21 protein-coding genes are annotated in these 23,732 nt (G+C 69.5%); 5 read left to right on the top strand and 16 right to left on the bottom strand.

The genetic code is table 11. The features are described 5' to 3' along the window. Positions 1 to 158: 158 nt before the first annotated feature. The 5 genes from ORI27_RS24095 (at position 159) to ORI27_RS24075 (ending at position 6,029) form a co-directional block, all read left to right on the top strand. Complete coding sequence (locus ORI27_RS24095) at positions 159 to 1,361, top strand: MBL fold metallo-hydrolase (protein ID WP_265999594.1); 1,203 nt, start codon at positions 159 to 161, stop codon at positions 1,359 to 1,361. Further along, a complete protein-coding gene (locus ORI27_RS24090; RefSeq protein WP_265999582.1) occupies positions 1,358 to 2,107 on the top strand; it encodes an SDR family NAD(P)-dependent oxidoreductase in 750 nt (249 codons plus the stop codon). The genes ORI27_RS24095 and ORI27_RS24090 overlap by 4 nt, the downstream gene beginning before the upstream one ends. A 27-nt stretch (positions 2,108 to 2,134) precedes the next feature. Next, positions 2,135 to 2,833: a type 1 glutamine amidotransferase gene (locus ORI27_RS24085; protein ID WP_265999581.1), complete on the top strand. Its 699-nt coding sequence runs from the start codon at positions 2,135 to 2,137 to the stop codon at positions 2,831 to 2,833. A 22-nt stretch (positions 2,834 to 2,855) separates the two neighbouring features. After that, positions 2,856 to 4,061 carry a serine hydrolase domain-containing protein gene (locus ORI27_RS24080; protein ID WP_407666413.1) on the top strand — a complete coding sequence of 402 codons (1,206 nt, stop codon included), beginning with the start codon at positions 2,856 to 2,858 and terminating at the stop codon, positions 4,059 to 4,061. A gap of 153 nt (positions 4,062 to 4,214) precedes the next feature. After that, a complete protein-coding gene (locus ORI27_RS24075) occupies positions 4,215 to 6,029 on the top strand; it encodes a pyruvate kinase (protein WP_265999580.1) in 1,815 nt (604 codons plus the stop codon). Here ORI27_RS24075 and ORI27_RS24070 read toward each other — a convergent pair. From ORI27_RS24070 to ORI27_RS23995, 16 genes are all read right to left on the bottom strand, one after another. After that, the gene (locus ORI27_RS24070; RefSeq protein ID WP_265999579.1) at positions 6,026 to 7,387 is read right to left on the bottom strand and encodes a TIGR01777 family oxidoreductase; all 1,362 of its coding nucleotides are present in this window, start codon (positions 7,385 to 7,387) and stop codon (positions 6,026 to 6,028) included. The two genes, ORI27_RS24075 and ORI27_RS24070, sit on opposite strands and share 4 nt — an antisense overlap. Positions 7,388 to 7,420: 33 nt before the next feature. After that, positions 7,421 to 7,882: a phage holin family protein gene (locus ORI27_RS24065; RefSeq protein ID WP_265999578.1), complete on the bottom strand. Its 462-nt coding sequence runs from the start codon at positions 7,880 to 7,882 to the stop codon at positions 7,421 to 7,423. Positions 7,883 to 7,907: 25 nt separating this feature from the next. Beyond that, the gene (gene wag31, locus ORI27_RS24060; RefSeq protein WP_265999577.1) at positions 7,908 to 8,714 is read right to left on the bottom strand and encodes a DivIVA-like cell division protein Wag31; all 807 of its coding nucleotides are present in this window, start codon (positions 8,712 to 8,714) and stop codon (positions 7,908 to 7,910) included. Between the two features lie 203 nt (positions 8,715 to 8,917). After that, positions 8,918 to 9,208, bottom strand: a complete 291-nt coding sequence (locus tag ORI27_RS24055) for a YggT family protein (protein ID WP_265999576.1) — start codon at positions 9,206 to 9,208, stop codon at positions 8,918 to 8,920. Between the two features lie 133 nt (positions 9,209 to 9,341). After that, positions 9,342 to 10,022 (bottom strand): cell division protein SepF, encoded by a 681-nt coding sequence (locus ORI27_RS24050; RefSeq protein WP_265999575.1) that lies wholly within the window; start codon positions 10,020 to 10,022, stop codon positions 9,342 to 9,344. Between the two features lie 64 nt (positions 10,023 to 10,086). Further along, positions 10,087 to 10,833: a YggS family pyridoxal phosphate-dependent enzyme gene (locus tag ORI27_RS24045; RefSeq protein ID WP_265999574.1), complete on the bottom strand. Its 747-nt coding sequence runs from the start codon at positions 10,831 to 10,833 to the stop codon at positions 10,087 to 10,089. Further along, positions 10,830 to 11,537 (bottom strand): peptidoglycan editing factor PgeF, encoded by a 708-nt coding sequence (pgeF, locus tag ORI27_RS24040; protein ID WP_265999573.1) that lies wholly within the window; start codon positions 11,535 to 11,537, stop codon positions 10,830 to 10,832. Before pgeF ends, ORI27_RS24045 begins: the two co-directional genes overlap by 4 nt. A 31-nt stretch (positions 11,538 to 11,568) precedes the next feature. Further along, positions 11,569 to 12,726 (bottom strand): cell division protein FtsZ, encoded by a 1,158-nt coding sequence (ftsZ, locus tag ORI27_RS24035; RefSeq protein ID WP_265999572.1) that lies wholly within the window; start codon positions 12,724 to 12,726, stop codon positions 11,569 to 11,571. 185 nt (positions 12,727 to 12,911) lie between these two features. Further along, positions 12,912 to 13,874, bottom strand: a complete 963-nt coding sequence (locus ORI27_RS24030; protein WP_265999571.1) for a cell division protein FtsQ/DivIB — start codon at positions 13,872 to 13,874, stop codon at positions 12,912 to 12,914. After that, on the bottom strand, positions 13,871 to 15,346 hold the full coding sequence (gene murC / locus ORI27_RS24025; protein WP_265999570.1) for a UDP-N-acetylmuramate--L-alanine ligase: 1,476 nt from the start codon (positions 15,344 to 15,346) through the stop codon (positions 13,871 to 13,873). The genes ORI27_RS24030 and murC overlap by 4 nt, the downstream gene beginning before the upstream one ends. After that, positions 15,343 to 16,479, bottom strand: coding sequence for an undecaprenyldiphospho-muramoylpentapeptide beta-N-acetylglucosaminyltransferase (gene murG / locus ORI27_RS24020; protein WP_265999592.1), 1,137 nt, complete (start codon positions 16,477 to 16,479; stop codon positions 15,343 to 15,345). Before murG ends, murC begins: the two co-directional genes overlap by 4 nt. Beyond that, complete coding sequence (ftsW, locus tag ORI27_RS24015; protein WP_407666417.1) at positions 16,455 to 17,981, bottom strand: putative lipid II flippase FtsW; 1,527 nt, start codon at positions 17,979 to 17,981, stop codon at positions 16,455 to 16,457. The genes murG and ftsW overlap by 25 nt, the downstream gene beginning before the upstream one ends. A 146-nt stretch (positions 17,982 to 18,127) precedes the next feature. Next, the gene (gene murD / locus ORI27_RS24010) at positions 18,128 to 19,585 is read right to left on the bottom strand and encodes a UDP-N-acetylmuramoyl-L-alanine--D-glutamate ligase (RefSeq protein ID WP_265999569.1); all 1,458 of its coding nucleotides are present in this window, start codon (positions 19,583 to 19,585) and stop codon (positions 18,128 to 18,130) included. A gap of 1 nt (position 19,586) precedes the next feature. After that, complete coding sequence (gene mraY / locus ORI27_RS24005; RefSeq protein ID WP_265999568.1) at positions 19,587 to 20,666, bottom strand: phospho-N-acetylmuramoyl-pentapeptide-transferase; 1,080 nt, start codon at positions 20,664 to 20,666, stop codon at positions 19,587 to 19,589. Then, entirely contained in the window at positions 20,663 to 22,141 is a 1,479-nt protein-coding gene (locus ORI27_RS24000) for a UDP-N-acetylmuramoyl-tripeptide--D-alanyl-D-alanine ligase (protein ID WP_265999567.1), read from the bottom strand. The genes mraY and ORI27_RS24000 overlap by 4 nt, the downstream gene beginning before the upstream one ends. Next, positions 22,138 to 23,688, bottom strand: coding sequence for a UDP-N-acetylmuramoyl-L-alanyl-D-glutamate--2,6-diaminopimelate ligase (locus ORI27_RS23995; RefSeq protein WP_265999566.1), 1,551 nt, complete (start codon positions 23,686 to 23,688; stop codon positions 22,138 to 22,140). Before ORI27_RS23995 ends, ORI27_RS24000 begins: the two co-directional genes overlap by 4 nt. Between the last annotated feature and the right edge of the window lie 44 nt (positions 23,689 to 23,732).

Genomic DNA, 23,732 nt, shown 5'->3' with positions numbered 1-23,732 from the left:
AACCTTCACTGGGGCCTCCATCCACATCTGTGGCTCTACCGGCCAGGACCCACTCCTGACGGCAACCCACGATCACATGTGGCGAGGCCCCAGCCTCCCCATACGGTCTAGAGGTATCCGTGGAACCCATTTATCGCAGCCGGCCCGGCGCCGACGCGATGGCGCCGGCCTCCGCCGAACGGGCCGAGGAAGTCGCGCCGGGGATCTGGTGCTCGCCGGGACTGACCAATTCCTACCTGCTGACGACATCGGACGGGCGCGTCGTCGTCAACACCGGCATGGGCTTCGAAGGCCCGGTGCACCGGGCCAATTTCGACGCCGTCGACTCCGCCCCGGTGCGCTTCATCCTCATCACCCAGGGCCACTACGACCACGTCGGCGGGTTGGACACTCTGCGCGATCCGGATACCAAGGTGGTGGCCCAAGCCAATTGGGAACACTGGCGCGACGACAACGAACGCCTGCTGCCTTATCGCGCCAACCGCAGTGCATTCGCCTTCTCCAGCCGGCTCGCCGACGGTATCGCCAGGATCCAGCAGCGCTTCGGCAGGAAACTTCCGGCCCAGAGCACCGCAACGGCCGATATCGTCGTCGGCGACCGGTTGTCCCTGACGGTCGGTGACCGGCGCTTCGAGCTGATCGCGACGCCCGGCGGCGAGACCACCGATTCGATGGTGGTGTGGCTACCCGATGAGCGTATCTGCCTGTGCAGCAACACCTTCGGCCCGGTATTCGGCCACATCCCGAACCTGGTCACCATGCGCGGCGACCGCTACCGCGATGCGCTGACCGTGATCGACACCATCGAGCGGGTTCGCGACCTGCGCCCCGACGTGCTGCTGACCGGGCACTTCGATCCGATCCGTGGAGCGGACCGGATCGAAGCCGAACTGAGCCGGCTGCGCGACGCCGTGCAATACGTGCACGACGCGACCGTCGCCGGGATGAACGCCGGTAAGGACGTCGGGACCCTGATGCGCGAGATCACTCTGCCCGACCAGCTCGACGTCGGCCAGGGCTACGGCAAGCTGTCCTGGGACGTGCGCGCGATCTGGGAGAACTATTCCGGCTGGTTCCACCACCGTTCGACCACCGAGCTGTACGCGACGGGGCTCGAGGCCGTCAGCGCCGATCTGGTGGAACTGGCCGGCACCGACGCGCTGACCGAGCGCGCCCGGGCTCATGTGAACAACGGCCGCCCGCTGGAGGCCATCCACCTCGCCGAGCTCGTCGCCCAGGTCTCCCCCAGCCATTCCGGGGCGCGCGCGGTACTCAAAACCGCCCACGAAAACCTCCTGGCGGACAGCGTCAACTTCTGGGAGTCCGCCTGGCTGACCATGCAGATCGAAAGGTACACATGACCGCCCAGCTCCGCTTCGACTTCACCGGCACCCAGGCTCTGGTCACCGGGGCGACCAGCGGGATCGGGCATGCCGTGGCCGTGCTCTTCCGCGACGCCGGCGCTGACGTCATCGTCACCGGCACCAGACCCGCTGCCGCCGAGTACGACACCGACCTGTCCGGGATGACCTACCGCCAGCTTGTCCTCACCGACAACGCCTCCATCGACGTTCTGGCCCAGGACATCTCGGCCCTCGACGTCCTGGTGAACAACGCCGGCGCCAACTTTCCCGGTGGCCTCGACGAGTCCACACCCGACGGGTTCGCCGCCTCCGTCGCGCTGAACCTCACCGGTCCGTACCGGCTCACCGTCGGGCTCAGGCGTGCGCTGAAGTCCTCCGGCGCGGCCGGTGGGGCGAGCGTGGTCAACCTGGCGTCGATGTCCGCGCTGCGTGCGGTCACCATGGTTCCCGGTTACGGAGCCGCCAAATCCGGCGTCATCAACATCACCCGCAATCTGGCCGTCAAGTGGGCCAAGCACGGAATCCGGGTCAACGCGGTGGCGCCGGGCACCATCGAGACCGCGATGACCGCGCCGATGCATGCCGTTCCGGAGATCGTGGCAACCGAGATCGCGCACATCCCGGCCGGCCGGATGGGCACCGTCGGCGAGGTCGCCCCCGCCATCGCGTTCCTGTGCACCGCGCAGAGCAGCTACATCAACGGCGCCGTGCTGGTCGTCGACGGCGCCTCCGACTGCGTATAGCGGCGAATCTGGGCGTACCGTATTCGGGTGCCCCGTCAGGTCCTGTTCATCTACAACGATCCGACCGCCCCCGAAGCGCTGCTCGGCGAGACGTTCACCGAACTCGGCTTCGATGTCGACACATTCGAGGTGGTTCCGGCGGAGCGGGCCGCCGATCCGGTCCTCGACGTCACCTTTCCCGACCCGACCCGTTACGACGTGATCGTGCCATTGGGCTCGCGGTGGGCGGTCTACGACGAGCGACTGCCGTGGGTGGCCGGTGAGATCGACACCGTACGGCGTGCCGTGGATGCCGGTATCGGGGTGCTCGGGGTGTGCTTCGGCGGCCAACTCGTGGCCGCCGCGCTCGGCGGTTCGGTGCAGCGCTCCACCGAACCCGAAGTCGGCTGGCATCCGGTGCACAGCACCGACCACGAACTGGTGCCCGACGGGCCATGGTTCCAATGGCACTTCGACCGGTTCACCGCGCCGCCTGGTGCCCGTGAGATCGCCCGAAATGACCGCGCCTCACAAGCTTTCGTCTCCGGCTCGGCAATGGGCCTGCAATTCCACCCCGAACTCGACCACAAGCTTCTCGAGCTGTGGATCGACGGCGACGACGGCGACCTCGCCGAACTCGGACTGCGCCACGACGACCTGCGGGCGGACACCACCACCCACGTCGACGATGCCGCCCGCCGGCTACGGCTTCTGGTGCGGGGGTTCCTTGACAAGGTCGTTGGCTAGCCGACGGCGGCGAGCGGCCGCCGTGACACTTGCCGCGCTGCTGGTGCTGACCGCCTGTACAGCACCGCACAAACCCGCCGCGACCTCACCACCGACGAGTCCACCCCGGGCCGAGGCGATCGACAAGATCGTGCGGGACACGATCGCCCAGGCACACCTCAAGGCGGTGCTGGTCCGGGTCACCGTCGACGACAAGGACGTGCTGACTCGCGCCTTCGGCGAGTCGATGACCGGGGTGCCCGCCACCACCGCGATGCACTTCCGCAACGGGGCCGTCGCGATCTCCTATGTGGCCACGTTGTTGCTGCGGCTCGTCGACGAGAAGAAGGTCAACCTCGACGACAAACTGGCCAAGTGGCTGCCCGATGTGCCCAACTCCGAACGCGTGACGCTGGGCCAGCTCGCGCAGATGACCTCGGGCTACGCCGATTACGTCATCGGCAACGAGCCGATGAACGCCGAGCTCTACCGCGACCCGTTCCGGCAGTGGACGCCCCAACAGTTGCTGGCGTACGCCATCGACAAGCCGTTGCTCTACGAACCGGGCACGAACTGGAACTATTCGCATACCAGCTATGTGCTGCTCGGCCTCGCCCTCGAGAAGGCCACCGGCCAGGACATGCCAACGTTGTTGAGCCAGCAGGTACTCGACCCCCTCGGCCTGACCAACACGGCCGATTCGTTCACCCCGGAGATACCAACGCCGGCACTACACGCGTTCACCTCAGAACGCCGCCAGGCCCTCCACATTCCCTCTGGCACAACGTTTTACGAAGAGTCCACCTTCTGGAATCCGTCGTGGACCATCACCCATGGCGCCATCCAGACCACCGACATCCACGACCTGGCGGCCACCGCCGAAGGGATCGGTTCGGGCCGGCTGCTGTCCGCGGATTCCTACCGCAGGATGATCTCCACGAACCTGCGCGGCAAGACCACCGCGCTGCCGGGCTGCCCCACGTGCGGTGTTCAGGATGACTTCTACACCTACGGATTGGGGATCGTGATCTCCGGGAAGTGGCTGTTGCAGAACCCGCTGTTCTCTGGTTACGCGGCACTGGAGGCATACCTGCCCGACCGCCGCATCGCTATCGCGGTGGCGGTGACCTACGACCAGGACGCATTCGACTCCGAAGGCGAGTACACCAACGAGGCCGACGCATTGTTCCGCAAGATCGGCGCCGAGGTGGCCCCCGACGACGCACCGCCGGTCCGCCCGCCGAAATAGGACCGACCAGCAACATGGCAATCGCGGCTGAACAGCACAGTTTCTGTACCTGGCGAAAGCGATACAGGCCAGCGGGTGAGGACCCCCCGTCACCGGCCGCGCCGCCGCAAATCGTTCACCCAATCGCAACCTCAGATGACTAGCGTGCCCGGCATGTCCGCCGCCGCACAACAGCTGGACCGGCTGCAAGATGAAGTCGACGCACTACTGGCCCGGCTGACCGATGCCGAGTCCAGGTGGCGGCCGTGGACCGATCCGGTCGCCACCGAAAACTATTCCAGTGCTATCAATTTGGTCCACTACTGGGCATTGCGGCAGGTCGACCTGCGTGACCTGCAACTGCGATTGGCCGACATCGGGCTGTCTTCACTGGGCCGCAGCGAGGCTCATGTGCGGGCCACACTGCGGGTGGTGTCGGCCGCGATCGCCGCGCTGCGCGGCCAGGGCTGGACGCCCGAGGTCCAGGATTGCGCGGCGATCGCCCAAGGCGCGCAGCTGCTCGAGCGCAACGCCGTCGAACTGTTGGGCCCGGCCGCCGAGGACCGGGCGGCGAGGATCATGGTGACCCTGCCCTCGGAGGCCGCCGGCGATCCCACTCTGGTGCGCTTGCTCCTGGATTCGGGTATGCGGATCGCCCGGATCAACTGCGCCCACGACGATGCGACGGCCTGGAAGGCGATGGCCGCCAACGTCCGCGCCGCGGCCGCGGCTGCCGGCCGGCCCTGCCTGGTGGCGATGGACCTCGGTGGCCCGAAACTGCGCACCGGCCCCCTGGAGCCCGGACCGCAGGTGGTGCGGCTGCGGCCGACCCGCAACGCACAGGGCCAGGTGGTGGCCGCCGCCCGCGGATGGCTGACCTCGGCAAGACGACCGGCCCGGCCGCCGGAGCCGGGGCTGGCCACGTTGCCCGTGGACCCCGAATGGCTGGCCAACCGCGCCGAAGGCGACGAGTTGGTGCTGCGCGACACCCGCGGATCCAAGCGCCGATTGCTGCTCGCGGCGGCCGCACCCGGCGGGTTCGTGGTGACCACCGAGAAGACCGCGTACCTGGGCACGGGAACCGTGTTGAAGGCCGGTAAGCGGGATTTGACCGAGGTCGGCGAGCTGCCCGCGATCGAGCAGAGTATCCGGCTGGCCGCCGGCGACATCGTGCGGCTGACCCGGGACTGCACGCCCGCGCCCGTCGACGACGACCAGCCCCGCCGCATCGGGTGCACGCTGCCGGAAGTGTTCGACAACGCCGTGGTGGCCGACCGGATCTACTTCGACGACGGCAAGCTCGGCGGTGAGGTCATCGCCGTCGCCGCCGACAGCCTCGATGTCCGCATCGACCGCCCCGCCCACGGCACGGCGAAACTGCGTGCCGGCAAAGGGATCAACGTGCCGGACACCGATCTGCCGATCTCGGCACTCACCGACAAGGACGTGGCCGATCTCGCGATGGTGATCGAGCTCGCCGACTTCGTCCAACTGTCGTTCGTCCGGGAACCCGCCGACGTCATCCGCCTGTTCGACGAACTGCGCCGCCTCGGCGACCACGACCTGGGTGTGGTGCTCAAGATCGAAACCCGCCAGGCCTTCGAACAGTTGCCGCAGCTGTTGCTCACCGCGATGCGACGCAATCGGGTCGGCGTGATGATCGCCCGCGGGGACCTGGCTGTGGAAACCGGATTCGAGCGGATGGCCGAGCTGCAGGAGGAGACCCTGTGGCTGTGCGAGGCCGCGCATCTACCGGTGATCTGGGCGACCCAGGTGCTTGAGCAACTGGCCACAACCGGGCGCCCGTCACGCGCCGAGATCAGCGATGCGGCAATGGCCGAACGCGCCGAGTGCGTGATGCTGAACAAGGGCCCCTACATCGCCGACGCGGTCGTCACCCTTGACGACATCCTCGGCCGGATGGCCGGTCACGAGTACAAAAAGAGCCCGCTGCTCCGCAGCCTGCACTCGTGGCGCGCCAAGGACTAGGACCCCGTCGGGTCGTGCCCCAGCTGGTGGGCCAGTGCGGCCTCGATGGTCGGCTGCCGGAACCGGTGTCCCAGCCCCTGCAGCGTGGTGGGCAGCACGCGTTGGTCGGCTTCGGCCAATTCCCTGGCGCCCTGCCTGCCGAGCAAGAGCCGCGGGCCGAGCGACGGCACCGGTAGCACCGCGGGGCGGTGCAGGGTCGCGGCCAATGCTTTGGTATATGCGCTGTTGCGCAGCGGATTTGGCGCGACGGCGTTAATCGGCCCGGCCAGTCGGTCATCGTAGGCGGCGCGGTAGTAGATGTCGAGCAGGTCGTCGAGACCGATCCAGGACAGCCACTGCCGGCCGCTGCCCAGTCGGCCCCCCAGACCGGCGGCGAACAGCGGCCGCATCATCCGTAGGGTGCCACCGCGGGCGGACTGCACGATCCCGGTGCGCACGCAGACCGTGCGCACCCCGGCGCGGGTCGCGGGTTCGGTGGCCGCCTCCCAGTCGGCCACGACATCGGCCAGGAAGCCGTCACCGCGGGCACTGTCCTCGCCCAGCAGCGCGTCCCCGCGGTCGTATCCGTAGATGCCGATGGCCGAGGCGCAGACGAACGCGCTCAATCCGCCGCTCGCCGCGGCCACCTCGGCCAGCCGCCGGGTCGGCTCGATCCGCGAGTCGCGGATCGCCGCGCGGTGGTGGTCGGTGAACCGTCCGGCGATGCTGGCGCCCGCGAGGTGGATGACGGTGTCGATTCCCTCGAACAGATCGGCGGCGGGATGGCTTGGTTCCCAACGACGTTCATCGGGCCGGACCGGATCGCGACGCACCAGGCGGATCACCCGATGCCCGCCGGTCGTGAGCAGCGCGGTCAGCGCGCTGCCCACCAGTCCGGACGAGCCGGTGATCGCGACGGCCAGCTGACCCGCGCCGGCTCGCGCCGCGTCGCGGTGCGCGGCGAGATCGTCGGCCAACTGGCGGTGCCGATAGACGAACGTCGAGCGCAGCGCAGCGCCCGGCACGGTGGTGTCGACCTCGTCGTGCACCGTCGTGGTGCCCGCGCCGGCGTCGCTGAACCGGTGGGTGTGCCGCCACCACCCGATGATCCGCGCCGGCAGGGTCATCACGCCCCCCGAGGACAGCACGTCCACGAACTGATGCGGCGGGTCGTAACCGGCCGGGTCGTGCTGGGCGATCCACCGCAGGCCGCCCGGCAGACCGAGGACCGCACGCCCGTCGGCCAGCGACTCGGTCTCGGCCACGACATGCATCGGCTGCCACGGCGGGATCAGCCGCCGCATGGCGCCGGGCCGGGTGTGCCAGCCGAACACCTCATCGATGGGATGGTCGACGACGCTGGAGTAGTGGATGCCCATTCCGTGTCTTTACCCGCTCGAGCAGGAAAGGGATCAGCGTGAGCCGGACTCGCCGGACGGTTCGTCCTCGGTCTCGGTCTCGGACTTTGGTTCGGTCGCGGATTCGGTCTCGGACTCGCCGTCGGCCGCGGGTTCCTCGGGTTCGTCGGCCGCGTCCGATACCTCGTCGGGCTGGTCTTCGGCGGTCGCCTCGTCGTCGGGATAGTCGGCGTCGAACGTCGCGTACGTGGAGTCCAGCGCCTCACCGGTTTCCGCGTACGCGGTGGTCTCGGCGGTGGCGAATGATTCCGCGGAATCGTCGGCCGCCGCAGCAGCCGCGGGCTCGCCGCCGTCGACGCGGTTCTGCCGCTCCCGAATCGCATCGACGATCAGCAGGATCACCCCGAGCACACTGGCCGCGATACACACCCAGGCGACCAACTCATTGCTGGTGACGACCGCGGTGACCAGAGCCGCGAGGCCGATCACCGCCAAAACCAGCGCAACGATCAGCATCGATCAACCTCCAGCCGGCAGGAGCTTAGTTGTTTCCCCGGTTGAACTGGTTGAACCCGCCGCCGTCGCTGTTGGCGCCGGAATCGACCGGCGCGGCCGACCCGCGCTGCCCGAGCTCCTCGAGCTGGGACTCCAGGTACGTCTTGAGCCGGGTGCGGTACTCCCGCTCGAAGGTGCGCAGTTGCTCCAGCCGTCCCTCGAGGACGGTGCGCTGCTGGTTGATCGTGCCCATGATCTCGGTGTGCTTGCGCTCAGCGTCAGCCTGCAGGGCATCGGCCTTCTCCTGGGCCTGCCGCAGCTGGGTTTCCGAGCGGGTCTGCGCGTCGCTGAGCATCGCGTCGGCACGCTGCTTGGCATCGGCAACCGTGGTCTCCGCGGTGTGGCGGGCCTCCGAGAGGATCTGGTCGGCGTTCGCGCGGGCGTCAGCCAGCAGCTTGTCGGCCTCGGCCTTCGCGGTGCCGGTGAGCCGGTCGGCAGTGTCCTGGGCCAGGGCCAGCACTCGCGCGGCCTTGATGGCCTGCTCCTCGCTGGCGGCCGGGCTGGGCGCAGGCTGCGGCGCGGGCGCGGGGGCCGGCTCCGGTTCCGGCTCGGGCTGGTAGAGCGGAATCGCCTGAGTGGGTTGCGGTACCGCGCCACCGGCGCGGGCGGCGCCCAGCTCCTGGTCGAGCTCGGCGACCCGCTGGCGCAGATCCGAGTTCTCCTCGATGAGACGGGTCAGCTCGTTCTCCACCAGGTCGAGGAAGGCGTCGACCTCGTCCTCGTTGTAGCCTCGCTTGCCGATGGGCGGCTTGCTGAATGCCACATTGTGCACGTCGGCCGGTGTAAGCGGCATCATCTGCCCCCTCGGGTCTGGGCGGTCAAACCGGTCTGCAAAGTGTAGAACGCGTCTAACGTTCGTTCCGTACTGTAACTGGCGTCCATCCTGTCACACCAGAACCGTCGGTTGCCTAATTAAGAGCTAATTTCAATTTTCCGATACCGCTTCCCCGGCGTGGCTCATCGCGATTCGCGACCCGTTGAGGTACCTTGCCGCCCCTAGGCGGCAGCCCCGAATGCCAGCTGCATCCCGATGAAGGCCACCAGCAGCAGCACCATGATCGACAGGTCGAACCGGACCGCGCCGATCGTCAACTGCGGGATAAGTCGACGTAACAGCTTCACCGGCGGATCGGTGACGGTCATGATCAGCTCCAGCATCACGACGGTGAACCCGCGCGGGTGCCAATCGCGGCTGAAAGAACGGATGAACTCGACGACGACCCGGGCGATCAGCAGCAGCCAGAAGACGAACAGCGCGAAGCCCAGGATTTCGAAGAACAGCGACAACTAAAGCCGGTCCTTAATCAACAGCGGATGTGACATTGCCGACATCGCTGGTTTGGACCCAGCGCGACGCCGTCAGCCTACCTAAGTCTTCGCGGGCCCTTCGGCGGACTCCGCCGACCAGCACCCAGCCTGCCTATTGGTAGCTGTAGAAACCCGCTTCGGCGATCCGCCGGCGCTCCTCGGCGCTGACGTCGACGTCGGCCGGCGACAGCAGGAACACCTTCGTGGCCACCTTGTCGAAGGACCCGCGCAGGGCGAAGGCCAGTCCGGCGGCGAAGTCGACCAGCCGCTTGGCGTCGGCGTTGTCCATCGAGACCAGGTCCATGATCACCGGCTGGCCGTCACGGAAGCGTTCACCGATGGTGCGGGCCTCGCTGTAGTCCTTGGGGCGCAACGTGGTGATCTTCGACAACGGGCTGCCCGCCTCGAACAACTCGGCCATCCGGCGTGGATCCATCGCCAGTGCGCCACGGGTGGACCCGCGCAGTGAGCCGAACCGGGACCCCCGCGGCATGTCGTGCGGGTGCTCGAAATCGCGCGGGCGGAAGCGCGGCTCCTCGCCGTACTGGGCGCGGAAGCCGCCCGTCGGGGCGTAGTCGGCATCGCGGGAGTCGCGGAGGTCTTCGTACTCGCGCCCCATCCGCGGATCGCGGTCGTCGTAGCGGCCCGGCCGCTCGTAGTCGTCGTCGGCGAAACGCTCCCGGCGGGAGTAGCCGCGGTGGGCGCCGCGATCGTCGTCGTCGTAGTACTCGTCGTCGTAGTCGTCCATAGGAGCCATGCCGAAGTAGGCCTTGACCTTGTGGAGTGTGCTCATCGCTGGACCCTTCTGAAAGCGTGAAGTTCGGTGTCTGTGATGAAGATGTGACTGGAGTGACTACTCAGGGAGACGTTAGAGGACGTTGTCCCATAAGCGCGGTTCCGACACGCACACACGTCGAACCGTGTCGCACCGCGGCTTCCAGGTCACCGGACATCCCCGCCGACAGCTCCGTCGCGGCGGGGTGGTTGTGCAGGACGCGGTCATGCTCGGCGGCCAGCGCCGCGAACGCCGTGTCGGGGTCGGACCCCAATGGCGGGACGGCCATCAGGCCGACCAGCCGCAGCCCGCCGGACCCGGCGACCTGGGCGCACAACTCGTCGACGGCGCCGGGGTCGCCGATGTCCACCCCGCCACGCGAGGTGTCCCCGTCGAGACTGATCTGGACGAACACCCGCACCGGTGCGGTCCGCGCACCGTCGTCGATAGCACGCGCGGCACCGCGGTCCAGCGCGGCGGCCACCTTGGCGCTGCTCAGCGAGTGCACCGTATCCGCCCATGCGGCAACGGCTTTGGCCTTGTTGCGCTGAATCTGGCCGACCATGTGCCAGCGCACGTCCGACGCACCGGTGAGCTCGCCGAACTCGGCGATCTTGGCCGAGGCTTCCTGCTCGCGGGATTCGCCGAACGCGCGGCAGCCCAGCCGCCACAGGATCGCGACGTCGGTGGCCGGGAAGAACTTGGTGATGGGTAGCAGGTCGATGTCGGTGACGTCGCGGCCGGCGGCATCCGCTGCGGCAGAGAGCCGGTTTCGCAGCGCGGCCAGTGCGGTCGCGAGATCGGATTCCCGGGTCGCGGCGCCGGTCATTCCATCCACACCAGACAGGCCAGCCGGCCCGTCGGGGCGTCGCGGCGGTGGCTGAACAAATTCTTGTCGGCCACAGTGCAGCGCGGGTCGGCGTCGATGGCGCGCACACCAGCATCGGTCAACTGCCGGGCGATTCCGGCCCGCAGGTCCAACCCCGCCGTTCCCCGCGAGGTGGTGGTTCGACTACCCGGCAACCGAGCTTCCACATCAGCGGCCATCGGTGCCGGCACCTCATAATTGGCGCCACTGACCGCGGGGCCCAACACCACGGAGATGTCCTCGGTGTGCGCGCCGTTGGCGATCATGGCCGCCAGGGCACGCAGCACCACACCGTCGGCGGCGCCGACCCGGCCGGCGTGCACGGCGGCCACCACGCCGGCGCGGGCGTCGGCCATCAGGACCGGCACGCAGTCGGCCGTCACCACGGCCAGTGCGAGCCCCGGCGTCGTGGTGACCAGGGCGTCGGTGTCGTCGACGGCATCGGAGCGGGGTTCGGTGACAACCGCGACGCGGTCACTGTGCACCTGGTTCATCCAGACCACGTGGTCATCGGCGAGCCCGATGGCGGCGGCCAGGCGCGCGCGGTTGGCCGCCACCGCCGCCGGGTCGTCGCCGACGTGGTCACCAAGATTGAACGTGTCGAATGGGGGCGCCGAGACACCACCGGCGCGGGTGGTGGTCACGCGACGGATACGAACGGTCACAAACCCAGTATCGGCGGCGGTGACGGTGGGGTCAGCGCCGCATGAACGGCGGCACGTCGACGTCGTCGTCGGAGATACCGTCGTCGCCGCCACCGATGCTCACCGTCGCGCCGTTGGTGTGCGCCGGCACGCTGGCGGCGTCGATCGGGTCGAAGAGCGAAGAACTCAGCTTGCCCGCCGCGCCGGGGGCGATCGGCTGGGCCCCGGTGGTCGCTCCCCCGACGACGGGCTTGCGGCTGGCGCTGGCCGAGTCGAACCCGGCCGCGATGACCGTGACCCGGACCTCGTCACCGAGCGAGTCGTCGATCACGGTGCCGAAGATGATGTTGGCGTCCTGGTGGGCGGCGTCCTGTACCAGCGAGGCGGCCTCGTTGATCTCGAACAGACCCAGGTCGCTGCCGCCGGCCACCGACAGCAGCACGCCCTGGGCGCCCTCCATCGAGGCCTCCAGCAGCGGCGAGTTGATGGCGATCTCGGCGGCCTTGAGCGCACGACCGTCACCGCGCGCCGAACCGATGCCCATCAGGGCGGTTCCGGCACCGCTCATCACACCCTTGACGTCGGCGAAGTCGACGTTGATCAGGCCGGGAGTGGTGATCAGATCGGTGATGCCCTGCACGCCGTTGAGCAGCACCTCGTCGGCACTGCGGAACGCGTCCATCAGCGAGACCTGGGCATCGCCCATCTGCAGCAGCCGGTCGTTGGGGATGACGATCAGGGTGTCGCAGCTCTCCCGCAGCGCCTGGATGCCCGACTCGGCCTGATTGGAGCGTCGCTTGCCCTCGAAGGAGAACGGCCGGGTCACCACGCCGACGGTCAGTGCACCGAGCTTGCGGGCGATGTTGGCCACCACCGGCGCACCGCCGGTACCGGTACCGCCACCTTCACCTGCGGTGACGAACACCATGTCGGCGCCGCGCAGCAGCTCCTCGATCTCGTCCTTGGCGTCCTCGGCAGCCTTGCGGCCGACCTCCGGATCCGCCCCGGCCCCCAGGCCGCGGGTGGAGTCGCGACCGACGTCGAGCTTGACGTCGGCATCGCTCATCAACAGTGCCTGGGCGTCGGTGTTGATCGCGATGAACTCCACGCCCTTGAGTCCCTGCTCGATCATTCGGTTGACGGCGTTGACGCCGCCGCCGCCGATGCCAACGACCTTGATCACGGCGAGGTAGTTATGCGGGGGGGTCATCGTCTGTCTTCCTCCCAGGTGGGGATCGGGTCCTGCGAGCTTCTGGGCAAACCCTCAACCTCAACCAGAGGCTTAGAGTTATGTCAAGTAGCGCCGCGCAACCAGAACGGTATGGCCGGTCGGGGCTGGATTGGGGAGGCGCGCCGACGTGTCGCGGGCGAATTTGTCGGCGATTCTCGCCCGCACTACTTGACGGTCGGCAGATCCGGACTCGAGACGTCGTAGACGTGGCCCGGCTGGGTCAGCAGGGCCGCCAGCTTCTCGGCCTTCTCCTCGGTGCGGTCGGTCGTCCCCCACACGACGGTGCGACCGTCGGTCAGTGTCAGCGTCACCGACGCCACCGACGGCGCGGCGATCCGGCTGACCTGAGCCACCACCTCCGGGCGCAGCGCCGTCATCACCTCCAACGCGGCCTTGGTCGGCGGATCGCTGGGACCAGGGTGGTCGACGTCGATATAGGGCAGCCCAGGCGGGGGCGGCGCGGTCGCGAAATCCACGCCGTCCTTGTCGAACAGGTGCGGACCGTCGGGGTAGTCCTTCACCACGATCGGGATCCGCTCCACGATGGTGATCCGCAGTGTCGACGGGTACTCCCGCTGCACACGCGCGCTGGCCACCCGCCGGATTCCGGCCACCCGGTCGGCGACCTCGTCGGTGTTGATCTGCAACAGCGGTGTGCCGAGGGTCACCTTCGCCGCGTCGACGACCTCCTCGCGGCTGATCGCTCCGATCCCGGTGATCACCAGCGAGCGGGCCGACATGAGCGGGGTGAAGTAGAGCACCAGCCCCAACCCGACGCTGACGATCGTGAGCACGATCAGCCAGGTGATCAGCTTCAGGCCGCGGACCGCCCTCTTGCCCAACGGTTTCGGGGCCGCGACGGTCTGCCCTCGGGCTCTGCGCATCGCCTCCCGGCGGGCCTCTTCGATCGCCGTCGCCCGAGCCTGCGCGGCGCGGCGCTCGGCGCGCTCGCGGCGTTCCCGCATGCGAGGCCCCTCGACGACGTCAGGCTCCTCGGGGCCGTTCGGAGTCGGGGCCGCTGCCGGTTCCGCGTCGAGATCGACGTTTTGCCCGTCGTCACTCGCACTTTCCTGCCCGTTTGTCGGTTTGGGCAGGATCGGCGGCGCTTCGCCCTCATCCTCGGTCACCGGTTGTCCCCCGGCATCGACCGGTTCGCCTTGGCATGCAGGGCGGTCAGGATCTCCTGGCCGAGCATCGTCACGTCGCCGGCGCCCATGGTGACCACGACATCACCCGGCCTGGCCGCGGCCGCAACCTGTGCGGCGACCGCCGAGAAGTCGGCGACATAGTGCACCGGCACTCTGACGTGCTCGGCCACCGTGGCGCCGCTGATCCCGGCCAGCGGCTGCTCGCGCGCCGCGTAGACGTCGAGCACGAATGCCTCGTCGGCGATGTCCAGCGCATGAGCGAACTCACGCGCGAAAGTCTTTGTGCGCGAATATAAGTGGGGTTGAAAAACGACGATGCTACGGGCGCCGGTGAGGGTGGGGTGGCCGGTACGGTCCTGCTGGGCGATCGCCCGCAATGCGGTCAGCGCGGCCCTGACCTCGGTAGGGTGATGGGCATAGTCGTCGAAGATCCGCACCCCGTCGGCGGTGCCGACGAGTTCGAAGCGACGCCGCACCCCCTCGAAACCGGCCAGCCCATCGAGCACCACGTCCACCGGTGCACCACTCTCGACCGCGGCCAGCAGCGCGGCCAGAGCGTTGAGGGCCATGTGCCGGCCCGGCACCGCCAGCCGCATCACCCGCTGGTGCGCCTCACCGGCCAGCTGGATGTGGGCGACCGCACCGGTGCCGTGCTGCTCCCAGCCGACCAGCGCGCCGGCCAGTCCCTCACCCGGGCCTTCGCCATACCGAAGCACCCGAACCCCAAGGGCCGCACTGCGTTCGGCCAGCGCGGCCGCACCGGGATCATCGGCGCACACGACTAGCGCGCCGCCGGGGGCCAGCCGCTCGACGAACGCGTCGAACACCGCGCTGTAGGCCTCCGCGCTACCGAAGAAGTCCAGGTGGTCGGCTTCGATGTTGGTCACCACCGCCACGTCGGGGGTGTACTCCAGCAGTGAACCGTCACTCTCGTCGGCCTCGGCGACGAAACAGTCGCCGCTGCCGTGGTGCGCGTTGGTGCCCGCCTCCCCCAGGTCACCGCCGACGGCGAAGGACGGATCCACGCCGGCGTGTTGCAGTGCGACGATCAGCATCGACGTGGTGGTGGTCTTGCCGTGGGTCCCGGTGACCATCAAAGTGCGGTGGCCGGCCATCAGCTTGGCCAGTACCACCGGCCGCAGGATCACCGGAATCGCGCGCCTGCGCGCCTCGACCAGCTCGGGGTTGGTTTTCGGGATGGCGGCATGGGTGGTGATCACCGCGGTGACGCCGCCCGGCAGCAGGTCGAGGTTGGCCGCGTCGTGGCCGATGCTGATCGCGGCCCCCCGCGCGCGCAGGGCGACGACACCGCGGGACTCCTTGGCGTCGGATCCCGACACCAGGCCACCGCGATCCAGCAGGATCCGGGCGATACCGGACATCCCGGCACCACCGATGCCGACCATGTGCACCCGCTGCAGTTCCGGCGGCAATCCCTTAGGCACGGTCATCGCCGGCCCTTCCGGGTCGATGACGACCGCGCCACGTCGAGCGCCACCTCGGCGACCCGCTGGGCGGCGTCGCGGTGGCCGACCAGTGCGGCGGCGGTCGTCATCGCCTGCAACCGCGACTCATCGGCGAGCAGGCCGGCCACCTCACGGGCGACGAACGCCTGAGTGAGCTGGGCGTCCTCGACCAGCAGCCCGCCCCCGGGGGCCACCACCGGCAGTGCGTTGAGCCGCTGCTCACCGTTGCCGATCGGCAGCGGCACGTAGACCGCGGGCAGTCCGACCGCCGACACTTCGGCCACCGTCATCGCCCCGGACCGGCAGATCGCCAGGTCGGCGGCCGCGTACGCCAGGTCCATCCGGTCCAGATAGGGCACCGCCACGTAGGGCGGGTCCCCTGGCCGCGGCGTCCGCAGGTCGAGGGTGTTCTTGGGGCCGTGAGCATGCAGTACCGCGATGCCCGCGGCGGCCAGATCGGCCGCCGCGGCCGACACCGCACGGTTGATCGACGCCGCACCCTGCGAGCCACCGAACACCAGCAGCACCGTGGCGTCGTCGGCGAAGCCGAAGTATTCGCGGGCCTGGGCGCGAAGAGCCGTCCGGTCCAGGGTCGTGATCGACGCGCGCACCGGCATACCGACCACCTCGGCATGCCGCAATCCCGAGTCCGGCACAGCGGCCAGCACCTTGCGGGCGCTGCGGGCGCCGAGCTTATTGGCGATACCGGCACGCGCGTTGGCCTCGTGCACGACGACCGGGATGCGACGACGCGCCGCCAGGTAGGCGGGAACGGCGACATACCCACCGAAGCCGATCACCACGTCGGCCCTGACGCTGTCGAGCACGGCCCTGGTCTCGGCGACCGCGCGGCGCACCCGGATCGGTAGGCGCATGAGGTCGCCGTTGAGTTTGCGCGGTAGCGGGACCGGGGTGATGAGTTCCAGGTCGTAGCCGCGGTCGGGCACCAGCCGGGTCTCCAGCCCGCGGGCGGTCCCCAACGCGGTGATCCGGACGGTCGGGTCAAGCGTCCTCAGCGCGTCGGCCACCGCCATCGCCGGTTCGACATGTCCGGCGGTGCCACCCCCGGCAAGCACAACCGACACCGAGACATTCACCCGTAACGCTGACCTTCCAATGCGCGGGACCGCCGTGCGCGGCTACTTCCCTCATTCGGATGCTGCGCGCTGTTTCGCGGAGCGTCACCATGATGCCCTGAGCGTCGGGCGGAACGCTGGGCCGTCCGGGTTTTGGCAGGTAGCGCCGTGCGGTCGCGGGCGGGTTGGGGTTTGCGGGCTGGCTTCTTGACCGGCTTCTTGGCCGGCCGGACCGGTTTGGCGGGCCGGGCGGACTTGTCCGCGGGCTTGGAGCGCAACCGATCGCGCAACGCCTCCACCCGCGACGGGACGTAGGGCGCGGGCAGCGGCAGCCGCAGCAGCCGGTTCATCCGGTCGTCGCGGCCCGCGCGCAGGGCGGCCACCGCCTCCGGTTCGTGGCGGGCGGCGTTGGCCATCAGCCCGATCATGAACAACGTTGTCGCCGTTGATGTTCCACCCGCGGAGATGAGTGGTAGCTGAATGCCGGTGACCGGCAGCAGGCCGATAACATAGCCGACGTTGATGAACACCTGGCCGACCACCCACATGGTGGCGGTGGCGGTCAGCAGGCGCAGGAACGGATCGGCCGAGCGGCGGGCGATCCGCATCCCGGTGTAGGCGAACAGCCCGAACAGGGCCAACAGCCCGAACGCGCCGACGAAGCCGAGCTCCTCACCGATGATCGCGAAGATGAAGTCGTTGTGCGCGTTGGGCAGGTAGTTCCATTTCGCGGTTCCCTGGCCCAGCCCGTCACCGAAGACGCCGCCGTTGGCCAGTGCGAACTTGGCCTGGCGGGCCTGGTAGCCCGAGCCCTGCGTATCTGCGCTGGGGTCAAGCCAGGAGCGCACCCGATCCGAGCGGTAGCCCTCCGAGACCGCCAGGACCGCGGCGGCCCCGACCGCGGCGGCCAGCGAACTGACGAACACCTTCAGCGGCAGGCCGGCGTACCAGAGCAGGGCCAGCAGGATGATGCCCAGCGACACCGTCTGCCCGAGGTCGGGCTGGGCGACGATGAGCGCGAGCGCCACCACCGCGGCGGGGATCAACGGGATCAGCATCTCCCGCAGCGATGCCCGCTCCATGCGACGGGTCGCCAGCAGGTGGGCGCCCCAGATGGCGAACGCGATCTTGGTCAGCTCCGAAGGCTGCATGGACAGGCCCGCCACGACAAACCAACCGCGGGTGCCGTTGGACTCCCGGCCGATACCGGGGATCAGCACCAACACCAGCATGACGATGGTGACAGCGAACGCGGAGAACGCGGTGCGGCGCAGGAACCGCACCGACACCCGCAGCGCGAACCAGAAGCCGAACAGCCCGAGCACGGTCCACAGCACCTGGCGGCCGAAGATCGCCCACGGCGAGCCGTCCTCGTCGTAGGAGTGCACTCCCGATGCCGACAAAACCATGATCAAACCGAGCGTCACCAGCAGCGCGGCCACCGAGATGATCAGGTGGAATGACGTCATCGGCCGGCCCAGCCAGGCGCCGAACCGGCGGTGTACGTCGAACCGGGACGCGCGCGGCGCCTCGTCGGTGGACACCGGCTCGGTCGGGGCTTCCGCCTCGGTGGCCTCGGCGGCGCCCTCCTCGGCCTCGACGGTGTCGACGGCCCCCGCGGAGGCCGGGGTGTCCGGAGTGTCCGCCGCGCCGCGACGGCGCAGCCGGGACAGGATCTTGGCCACGGCCGCTACCGGGCCGTGGCGCGCACGGCGGCGGCGAACGTGTCGCCGCGATCCGCATAGCCGGCGAACTGGTCGAACGAGGCACCGGCGGGAGCCAGCAACACCGTGTCGCCGGATCGGGCCAGGCCCGCGGCGGCGGCGACGGCCTCGGTCATGACCCGGGCACCCAGGCCGGGCCCCGAGGAGTCGACCACTCGAGTCTCATGAGTAACACCTGACTCATTGGTCTCATGCACCACAGCATCCTCCCGCGTCACAACCTCGATGACGGGGACATCCGGCGCGTGTCGCGATAACGCGTCGGCAACCACCGCGCGGTCCCGGCCGATCAGCACCACTCCGACCAGCCGAGGCCCGACCTGGGCGACCATGTCGTCGACGGAGGCGCCCTTGAGCAGGCCACCGGCCACCCAGACCACCCGCGGATAGGCCAGCACCGAAGCCTGGGCGGCGTGTGGGTTGGTGGCCTTCGAGTCGTCGACGTAGGTGACACCGTCGACGACGGCCACCCGCTCGGCCCGGTGGCGCCCCACCCGGAAGCCGGCCAGCGCCTCCGCGATCGAGGACGGCGCGACATCGACCGCCCGGGCCAGCGCGGCCGCGCCGAGCGCGTCGAGGACGCCAACCCGTCCGGCGACGGAAATGGAGGCTGCGGGCGCCAGTTCCACGTAGTTGGCGAACGCACGGTCGACGAGCATGCCGTGCCGCACCCCGAGCTCCCCCGGGGCCGGCTCACCCAGGCGGAAGCCCACCTTGACCCGGGCCGGCGCACTCGGCAGCAGCGCGGCCGCCGGACCGTCGTCGAGTCCGACGACGGCCACCCGGCCGGTCAGCGCCCGGGCCTTGGCCTCGGCGTAGGCCTCGAACCCGCCGTGCCAGTCGAGGTGGTCCTCGGCGATGTTGAGCACCGCGCCCGCCTCGGGCCGCAGCGACGGCGCCCAGAACAACTGGAAGCTGGACAGTTCCACGGCCAGTAGGTCGGCGGGTTCACCCAGCACGTCGAGCACCGGATCGCCGATATTGCCGCACAGAGCCGCGCGCCGCCCGTCGGCGACCAGCATGGCGTGCAGCATCGAGGTCGTGGTGGTCTTGCCGTTGGTGCCGGTCACCACCAGCCAGCGCTTGGGCGGCCCGTAGCGCCCCGCCGCATCCAGGCGCCAGGCCAGCTCGACGTCGCCCCAGATCGGGACTCCCGCCGCGGCGGCCGCGGCCAGCACCGGAGCCGTCGGCGGGAATCCCGGACTGGTCACCACCAGGGTGAACTCACCGATCGCGGCCACCGCATCAGCAGGCGCGAGAGTGTCGATACCGTTGGCCGCCAACACTTTCAGCGAATCGGCATTGTCATCGTAGACCCTGATATGAACATCCCAGGACGCCAACGCCGCCACCACCGCACGCCCGGTGACGCCGGCGCCGGCCACCAGAACCTGCACCCCTGAGGTCAGCTCAGCCAGACGCATGTCAGGCGCCGATGGCCGACAGCCACTCGCCGTAGAACAAGGCCACGCCGAACCCGCAGGCGATCGCGGTGAGTAACCAGAACCGGATGATCACCGTCGTTTCCGCCCAGCCGACCAGCTCGAAATGGTGGTGGAACGGCGCCATCCGGAACACCCGGCGCCCCGTCGTCCGGAAAGCCAGGATCTGCACCACCACCGACGTCACCTCGGCGACGAACAAGGCGCCCAGCACCACGGCCAGTACCTCGGTGCGGCTGGTGACCGAGAGCCCGGCGATCATGCCACCCAGCGCCAGCGATCCGGTGTCACCCATGAAGATCTTGGCGGGTGCGGCATTCCACCACAGGAAGCCGATGCATGCTCCGGCCGTCGCGGCCGCCAGCAGCGCCAGATCCAGCGGGTCGCGCACGTTGTAACAGCCCAATCCCGGGGCCGTCGCACAGGCGTTGCGGTACTGCCAGAACGTGATCAGCACGTAGGCGGCGCTGACCATCGCCATGCTGCCCCCGGCCAGCCCGTCGAGACCGTCGGTGAAGTTCACCGCGTTGGACCACGCACTGACGATGACCACGCAGAACAGCACGAATACCACCGAACTCAGTGTGACGGTGGCGATCTCACGCACATAGGACAACTCCGGGCTGCCCGGTGTCAGCCCGTCGGCATTGCGGAACTGCAGCACCAGGATGCCGAACAGCACGGCAGCGGTGAGCTGCCCGACGGTCTTGGCGGTCTTGTTCAAGCCCAGGTTGCGCGAGCGGCGGATCTTGATCAGGTCGTCGATGAAACCGACCACACCCAGTGCGGTCGCCAGGCCCAGCACCAGCAGTCCGGATGCCGACGGGCCGTCGCCGTCCAGCGCGAGGCCGACCAGGTGGGTGCCCAGATAGCCGGCCCAGATGCCGGCGAGGATCGCCACGCCACCCATCGACGGGGTGCCACGCTTGGTCTTGTGGCTCGGCGGGCCGTCCTCACGGATCTCGTGGCCCAGACCCTGGCGAGTGAACAGCTTGATCAGCGCCGGGGTGAGCAGGATCGACACCGCCAGCGAGATGCCGACGGCGATCAGGATCAGCCTCATCCGGAGACTCCGCTTATCAACGCTTCGGCCAGCGATCCGAGTCCGGCCGCGTTCGAGGCCTTGACCAGCACGACGTCCCCGGGCCGCAGCTCGGCCCGCAACAATTCCAGGGCGGCGTCGGCATCGTCGACCATGGTGGATTCCGAACCCCAGGATCCCTCCATGACCGCCCCGTGGTGCATGGCGTTCATGGGCCTCCCGGTTCCGACGACGACGAGTCGAGTGATATCTAAGCGCACGGCGAGTCGACCGACACGATCATGCTCGGTTATCGAGGAGTCCCCCAGCTCGGCCATCTCGCCGAGCACAGCCCAACTGCGCTGGTTGCGGCGCCGCGCCATCACGGCCAGTGCCTGCAGACCGGCCTTCATCGAGTCGGGGTTGGCGTTGTAAGCGTCGTTGACGACGGTCACCCCGTCGGCTCGGGTGCAGACCTCCATGCGGTGCCGGGATGCCGGGCCCGCGGCCGCCAACGCGTCGGCCACCTGCTCCGGTGTCGCACCGCATTCAATGGCCACCGCGGCCGCGCACAACGCATTGCCGACCTGGTGTTCGCCGTGCACGGCCAGTTGGACCGGAACCTCCCCGGCTCCCGTCACCAGCGTGAAGCGCGGCCTGGCCAGGTCGTCGAGTTCGATGTCGATGGCGCGAACGTCCGCGGTCTCGGCCTGTCCGACCCGCACCACCCGCGCGGCGGTCTTGCCCGCCATCGCCGCCACCATCGGGTCGTCGGCGTTGAGAACCGCCACCCCGGAAGCCGAAACAGCTTGTACCAGTTCAGCTTTAGTGGACGCAATGGCCTCGCGGGAGCCGAACTCGCCGAGATGGGCGGTGCCGACGTTGAGCACCACCGCGATCGACGGCGGGGCGATGGCGGCCAGCGCGGCGATGTTGCCGGGATGGCGCGCCGACATCTCCAGCACCAGATAGTCGGTGTCGGGCCCTGCCCTCAGCACCGTCCACGGCAGACCCAGCTCGTTGTTGAACGAGCCCGGCGGGGCGACCACCTCGCCCAGCGGTCGCAACACCGAGGCGATGAGGTCCTTCGTCGACGTCTTGCCCGACGATCCGGTCACCCCGATGATCGTGAGCCCGCCGGCGACCAGGTCGGCGGCGACCGCCGCGGCCAATCTGGCGAGCGCGGCCAGCACGGCCGCGCCGGCGCCGTCGACGTCGTGTTCGAGCACCCCGGACTCGGCATCGGCCGCCGCGGCCGGCGGTACGACGATGGCGGGCACTCCGACCGGCCGGGCTGCGAGCACCGCGGCGGCACCGGCGGCGACGGCGGCCTCGGCGAAGTCATGGCCGTCGGCGCGCGCCCCGGGCAGCGCCAGAAACAGCCCGCCGCCGGTGACGGCCCGTGAGTCGAATTCGACGGTTCCGGTAATCCTCCGCCGGGCGGCGTCCGCGGGGCCGATGTCGGCGATCTCGCCGCCGACGATCTCGGCGATCTCGGCGACCGTCAGCGCGATCATCGCGCCGCTCCTCGCGCCTCGAGGGCGGCCGCGAGTTCCGCCCGGTCGTCGAAGGGCCGGGTCTGCCCGGCCGCGGTCTGGCCCGTCTCGTGTCCCTTACCCGCGATCACCACCACGTCCCCGCCGCGAGCCCACCCGACGACGTGCCGGATCGCCGCACGCCGGTCCCCGATCTCGACGACCTCGGCCGCCGGGTCACGGTCGGCCTGCCCGGCGCCGGCCAGGATGGCCGCCCGGATAGCCTCGGGGGCCTCACTGCGCGGGTTGTCATCGGTGACGACCACCAGGTCGGCGAGCTCAGCGGCGATGCGGCCCATGGGTTCTCGCTTACCCGGATCGCGGTCGCCGCCCGCGCCGAACACCACCGCCAGCCGGCCCCGCGGTCGCCGCAGCGTTTCCAGCACCGCCTGCAATGCACCGGGCTTGTGCGCGTAGTCCACCACCGCCAGGAAATCCTGGCCGCGCTCGACCGGTTCCAACCGGCCCGGCACCGAGGCGTCGCGCAGGCCGGGGGCCGCCTGTTCGGGCGACACCCCGACGGCGTCCAACATCGCGAGCGCCAACAGGGCGTTGGCGACGTTGTAGCGGCCCGGCAGGCGGATTCGCAGCCGGTGGTGGACGCCGGCGGGATCCACCGCGGTGAACTCCTGCCCGCCGCCGTCAAGGACCACGACCCCCTCGGCCCGCCAATCCGCCGGGTGGCCGTCGGCGGACACCGTCACCGCGTCGGCGACGCGGCGGGCCATATCGCGGCCGGCGTCGTCGTCCACGCAGATCACCGAAACGGCAGCATGCGCCGGCGAGGCCGGATCGAACAACCGGGCCTTGGCCTCGAAGTAGGCCGCCATCGTGGGATGGAAGTCGAGGTGGTCGCGGGACAGGTTGGTGAACCCGCCCACGGCGAACCGGATTCCGTCGGTGCGGCCCAGCTCGAGCGCGTGACTGGAAACCTCCATGACGGCGGTGTCGACGCCGCGCTCGGCCATCACGGCCAGCAGCGCCTGCAGCGCCGGCGCTTCCGGGGTGGTCAGCGCGCTGGGCACATCGGAACCGGCGATCCGGACACCGACGGTGCCGATCAGGCCAGGGGTACGCTCCGCCGACTGCAGTCCGGCCTCGATCAGGTGGGTCGTGGTGGTCTTGCCGGATGTGCCGGTGACACCGAGGACCACCACCCGATCCGATGGGTGGCCGTACACCGCCGCCGCCACTTCCCCCAGCACCGAGCGGGGCGCGGGATGTAGCAGGACCGGGACCGGGGCCGGGTCACCGAGCCGATCGTGGACGACGGCAACACCGGCGGCGTCAGTGAGCACCGCGACGGCGCCGGCCCCGATCGCCGCCCCGGCGTACTGCGCCCCGTGCGACGACGAACCGGGCAGCGCGGCGAACAGGTCGCCGGCCTGGGCGTCCTGGCCGCGCAGGGTGACCCCGGTGATGCGGACCCCGGGTAGCGCACCACCGGCGGCAGGCACGGCGCCGACCCGGGCGGCCAGCGTCGGCAGGGTCAGCGCCGGGGTGGAGCGGGGCCGCAGCGGGGTGGTCATCGGGTTGTCACCCTACCCAGCGCGACCCGGCAGGCTCGGCCACC

It is taken from the genome of Mycobacterium pinniadriaticum (genome assembly GCF_026242045.1).
In the GTDB taxonomy this organism is placed as follows: domain Bacteria; phylum Actinomycetota; class Actinomycetes; order Mycobacteriales; family Mycobacteriaceae; genus Mycobacterium; species Mycobacterium pinniadriaticum.
The sequence above is the reverse complement of the archived record's forward strand: the minus strand, read 5'-3'. Positions and strand labels throughout refer to the sequence as shown.

Coding starts and splice junctions, on each gene's coding strand:
- ORI27_RS24095 (WP_265999594.1), top strand. CDS start 159: ATGGCGCCGGCCTCCGCCGAACGGGCCGAGGAAGTCGCGCCGGGGATC.
- ORI27_RS24090 (WP_265999582.1), top strand. CDS start 1,358: ATGACCGCCCAGCTCCGCTTCGACTTCACCGGCACCCAGGCTCTGGTC.
- ORI27_RS24075 (WP_265999580.1), top strand. CDS start 4,215: ATGTCCGCCGCCGCACAACAGCTGGACCGGCTGCAAGATGAAGTCGAC.
- ORI27_RS24070 (WP_265999579.1), bottom strand. CDS start 7,387: ATGGGCATCCACTACTCCAGCGTCGTCGACCATCCCATCGATGAGGTG.
- ORI27_RS24065 (WP_265999578.1), bottom strand. CDS start 7,882: ATGCTGATCGTTGCGCTGGTTTTGGCGGTGATCGGCCTCGCGGCTCTG.
- wag31 (WP_265999577.1), bottom strand. CDS start 8,714: ATGCCGCTTACACCGGCCGACGTGCACAATGTGGCATTCAGCAAGCCG.
- ORI27_RS24050 (WP_265999575.1), bottom strand. CDS start 10,022: ATGAGCACACTCCACAAGGTCAAGGCCTACTTCGGCATGGCTCCTATG.
- ORI27_RS24045 (WP_265999574.1), bottom strand. CDS start 10,833: ATGACCGGCGCCGCGACCCGGGAATCCGATCTCGCGACCGCACTGGCC.
- ftsZ (WP_265999572.1), bottom strand. CDS start 12,726: ATGACCCCCCCGCATAACTACCTCGCCGTGATCAAGGTCGTTGGCATC.
- murC (WP_265999570.1), bottom strand. CDS start 15,346: ATGACCGTGCCTAAGGGATTGCCGCCGGAACTGCAGCGGGTGCACATG.
- murD (WP_265999569.1), bottom strand. CDS start 19,585: ATGCGTCTGGCTGAGCTGACCTCAGGGGTGCAGGTTCTGGTGGCCGGC.
- mraY (WP_265999568.1), bottom strand. CDS start 20,666: ATGAGGCTGATCCTGATCGCCGTCGGCATCTCGCTGGCGGTGTCGATC.
- ORI27_RS24000 (WP_265999567.1), bottom strand. CDS start 22,141: ATGATCGCGCTGACGGTCGCCGAGATCGCCGAGATCGTCGGCGGCGAG.
- ORI27_RS23995 (WP_265999566.1), bottom strand. CDS start 23,688: ATGACCACCCCGCTGCGGCCCCGCTCCACCCCGGCGCTGACCCTGCCG.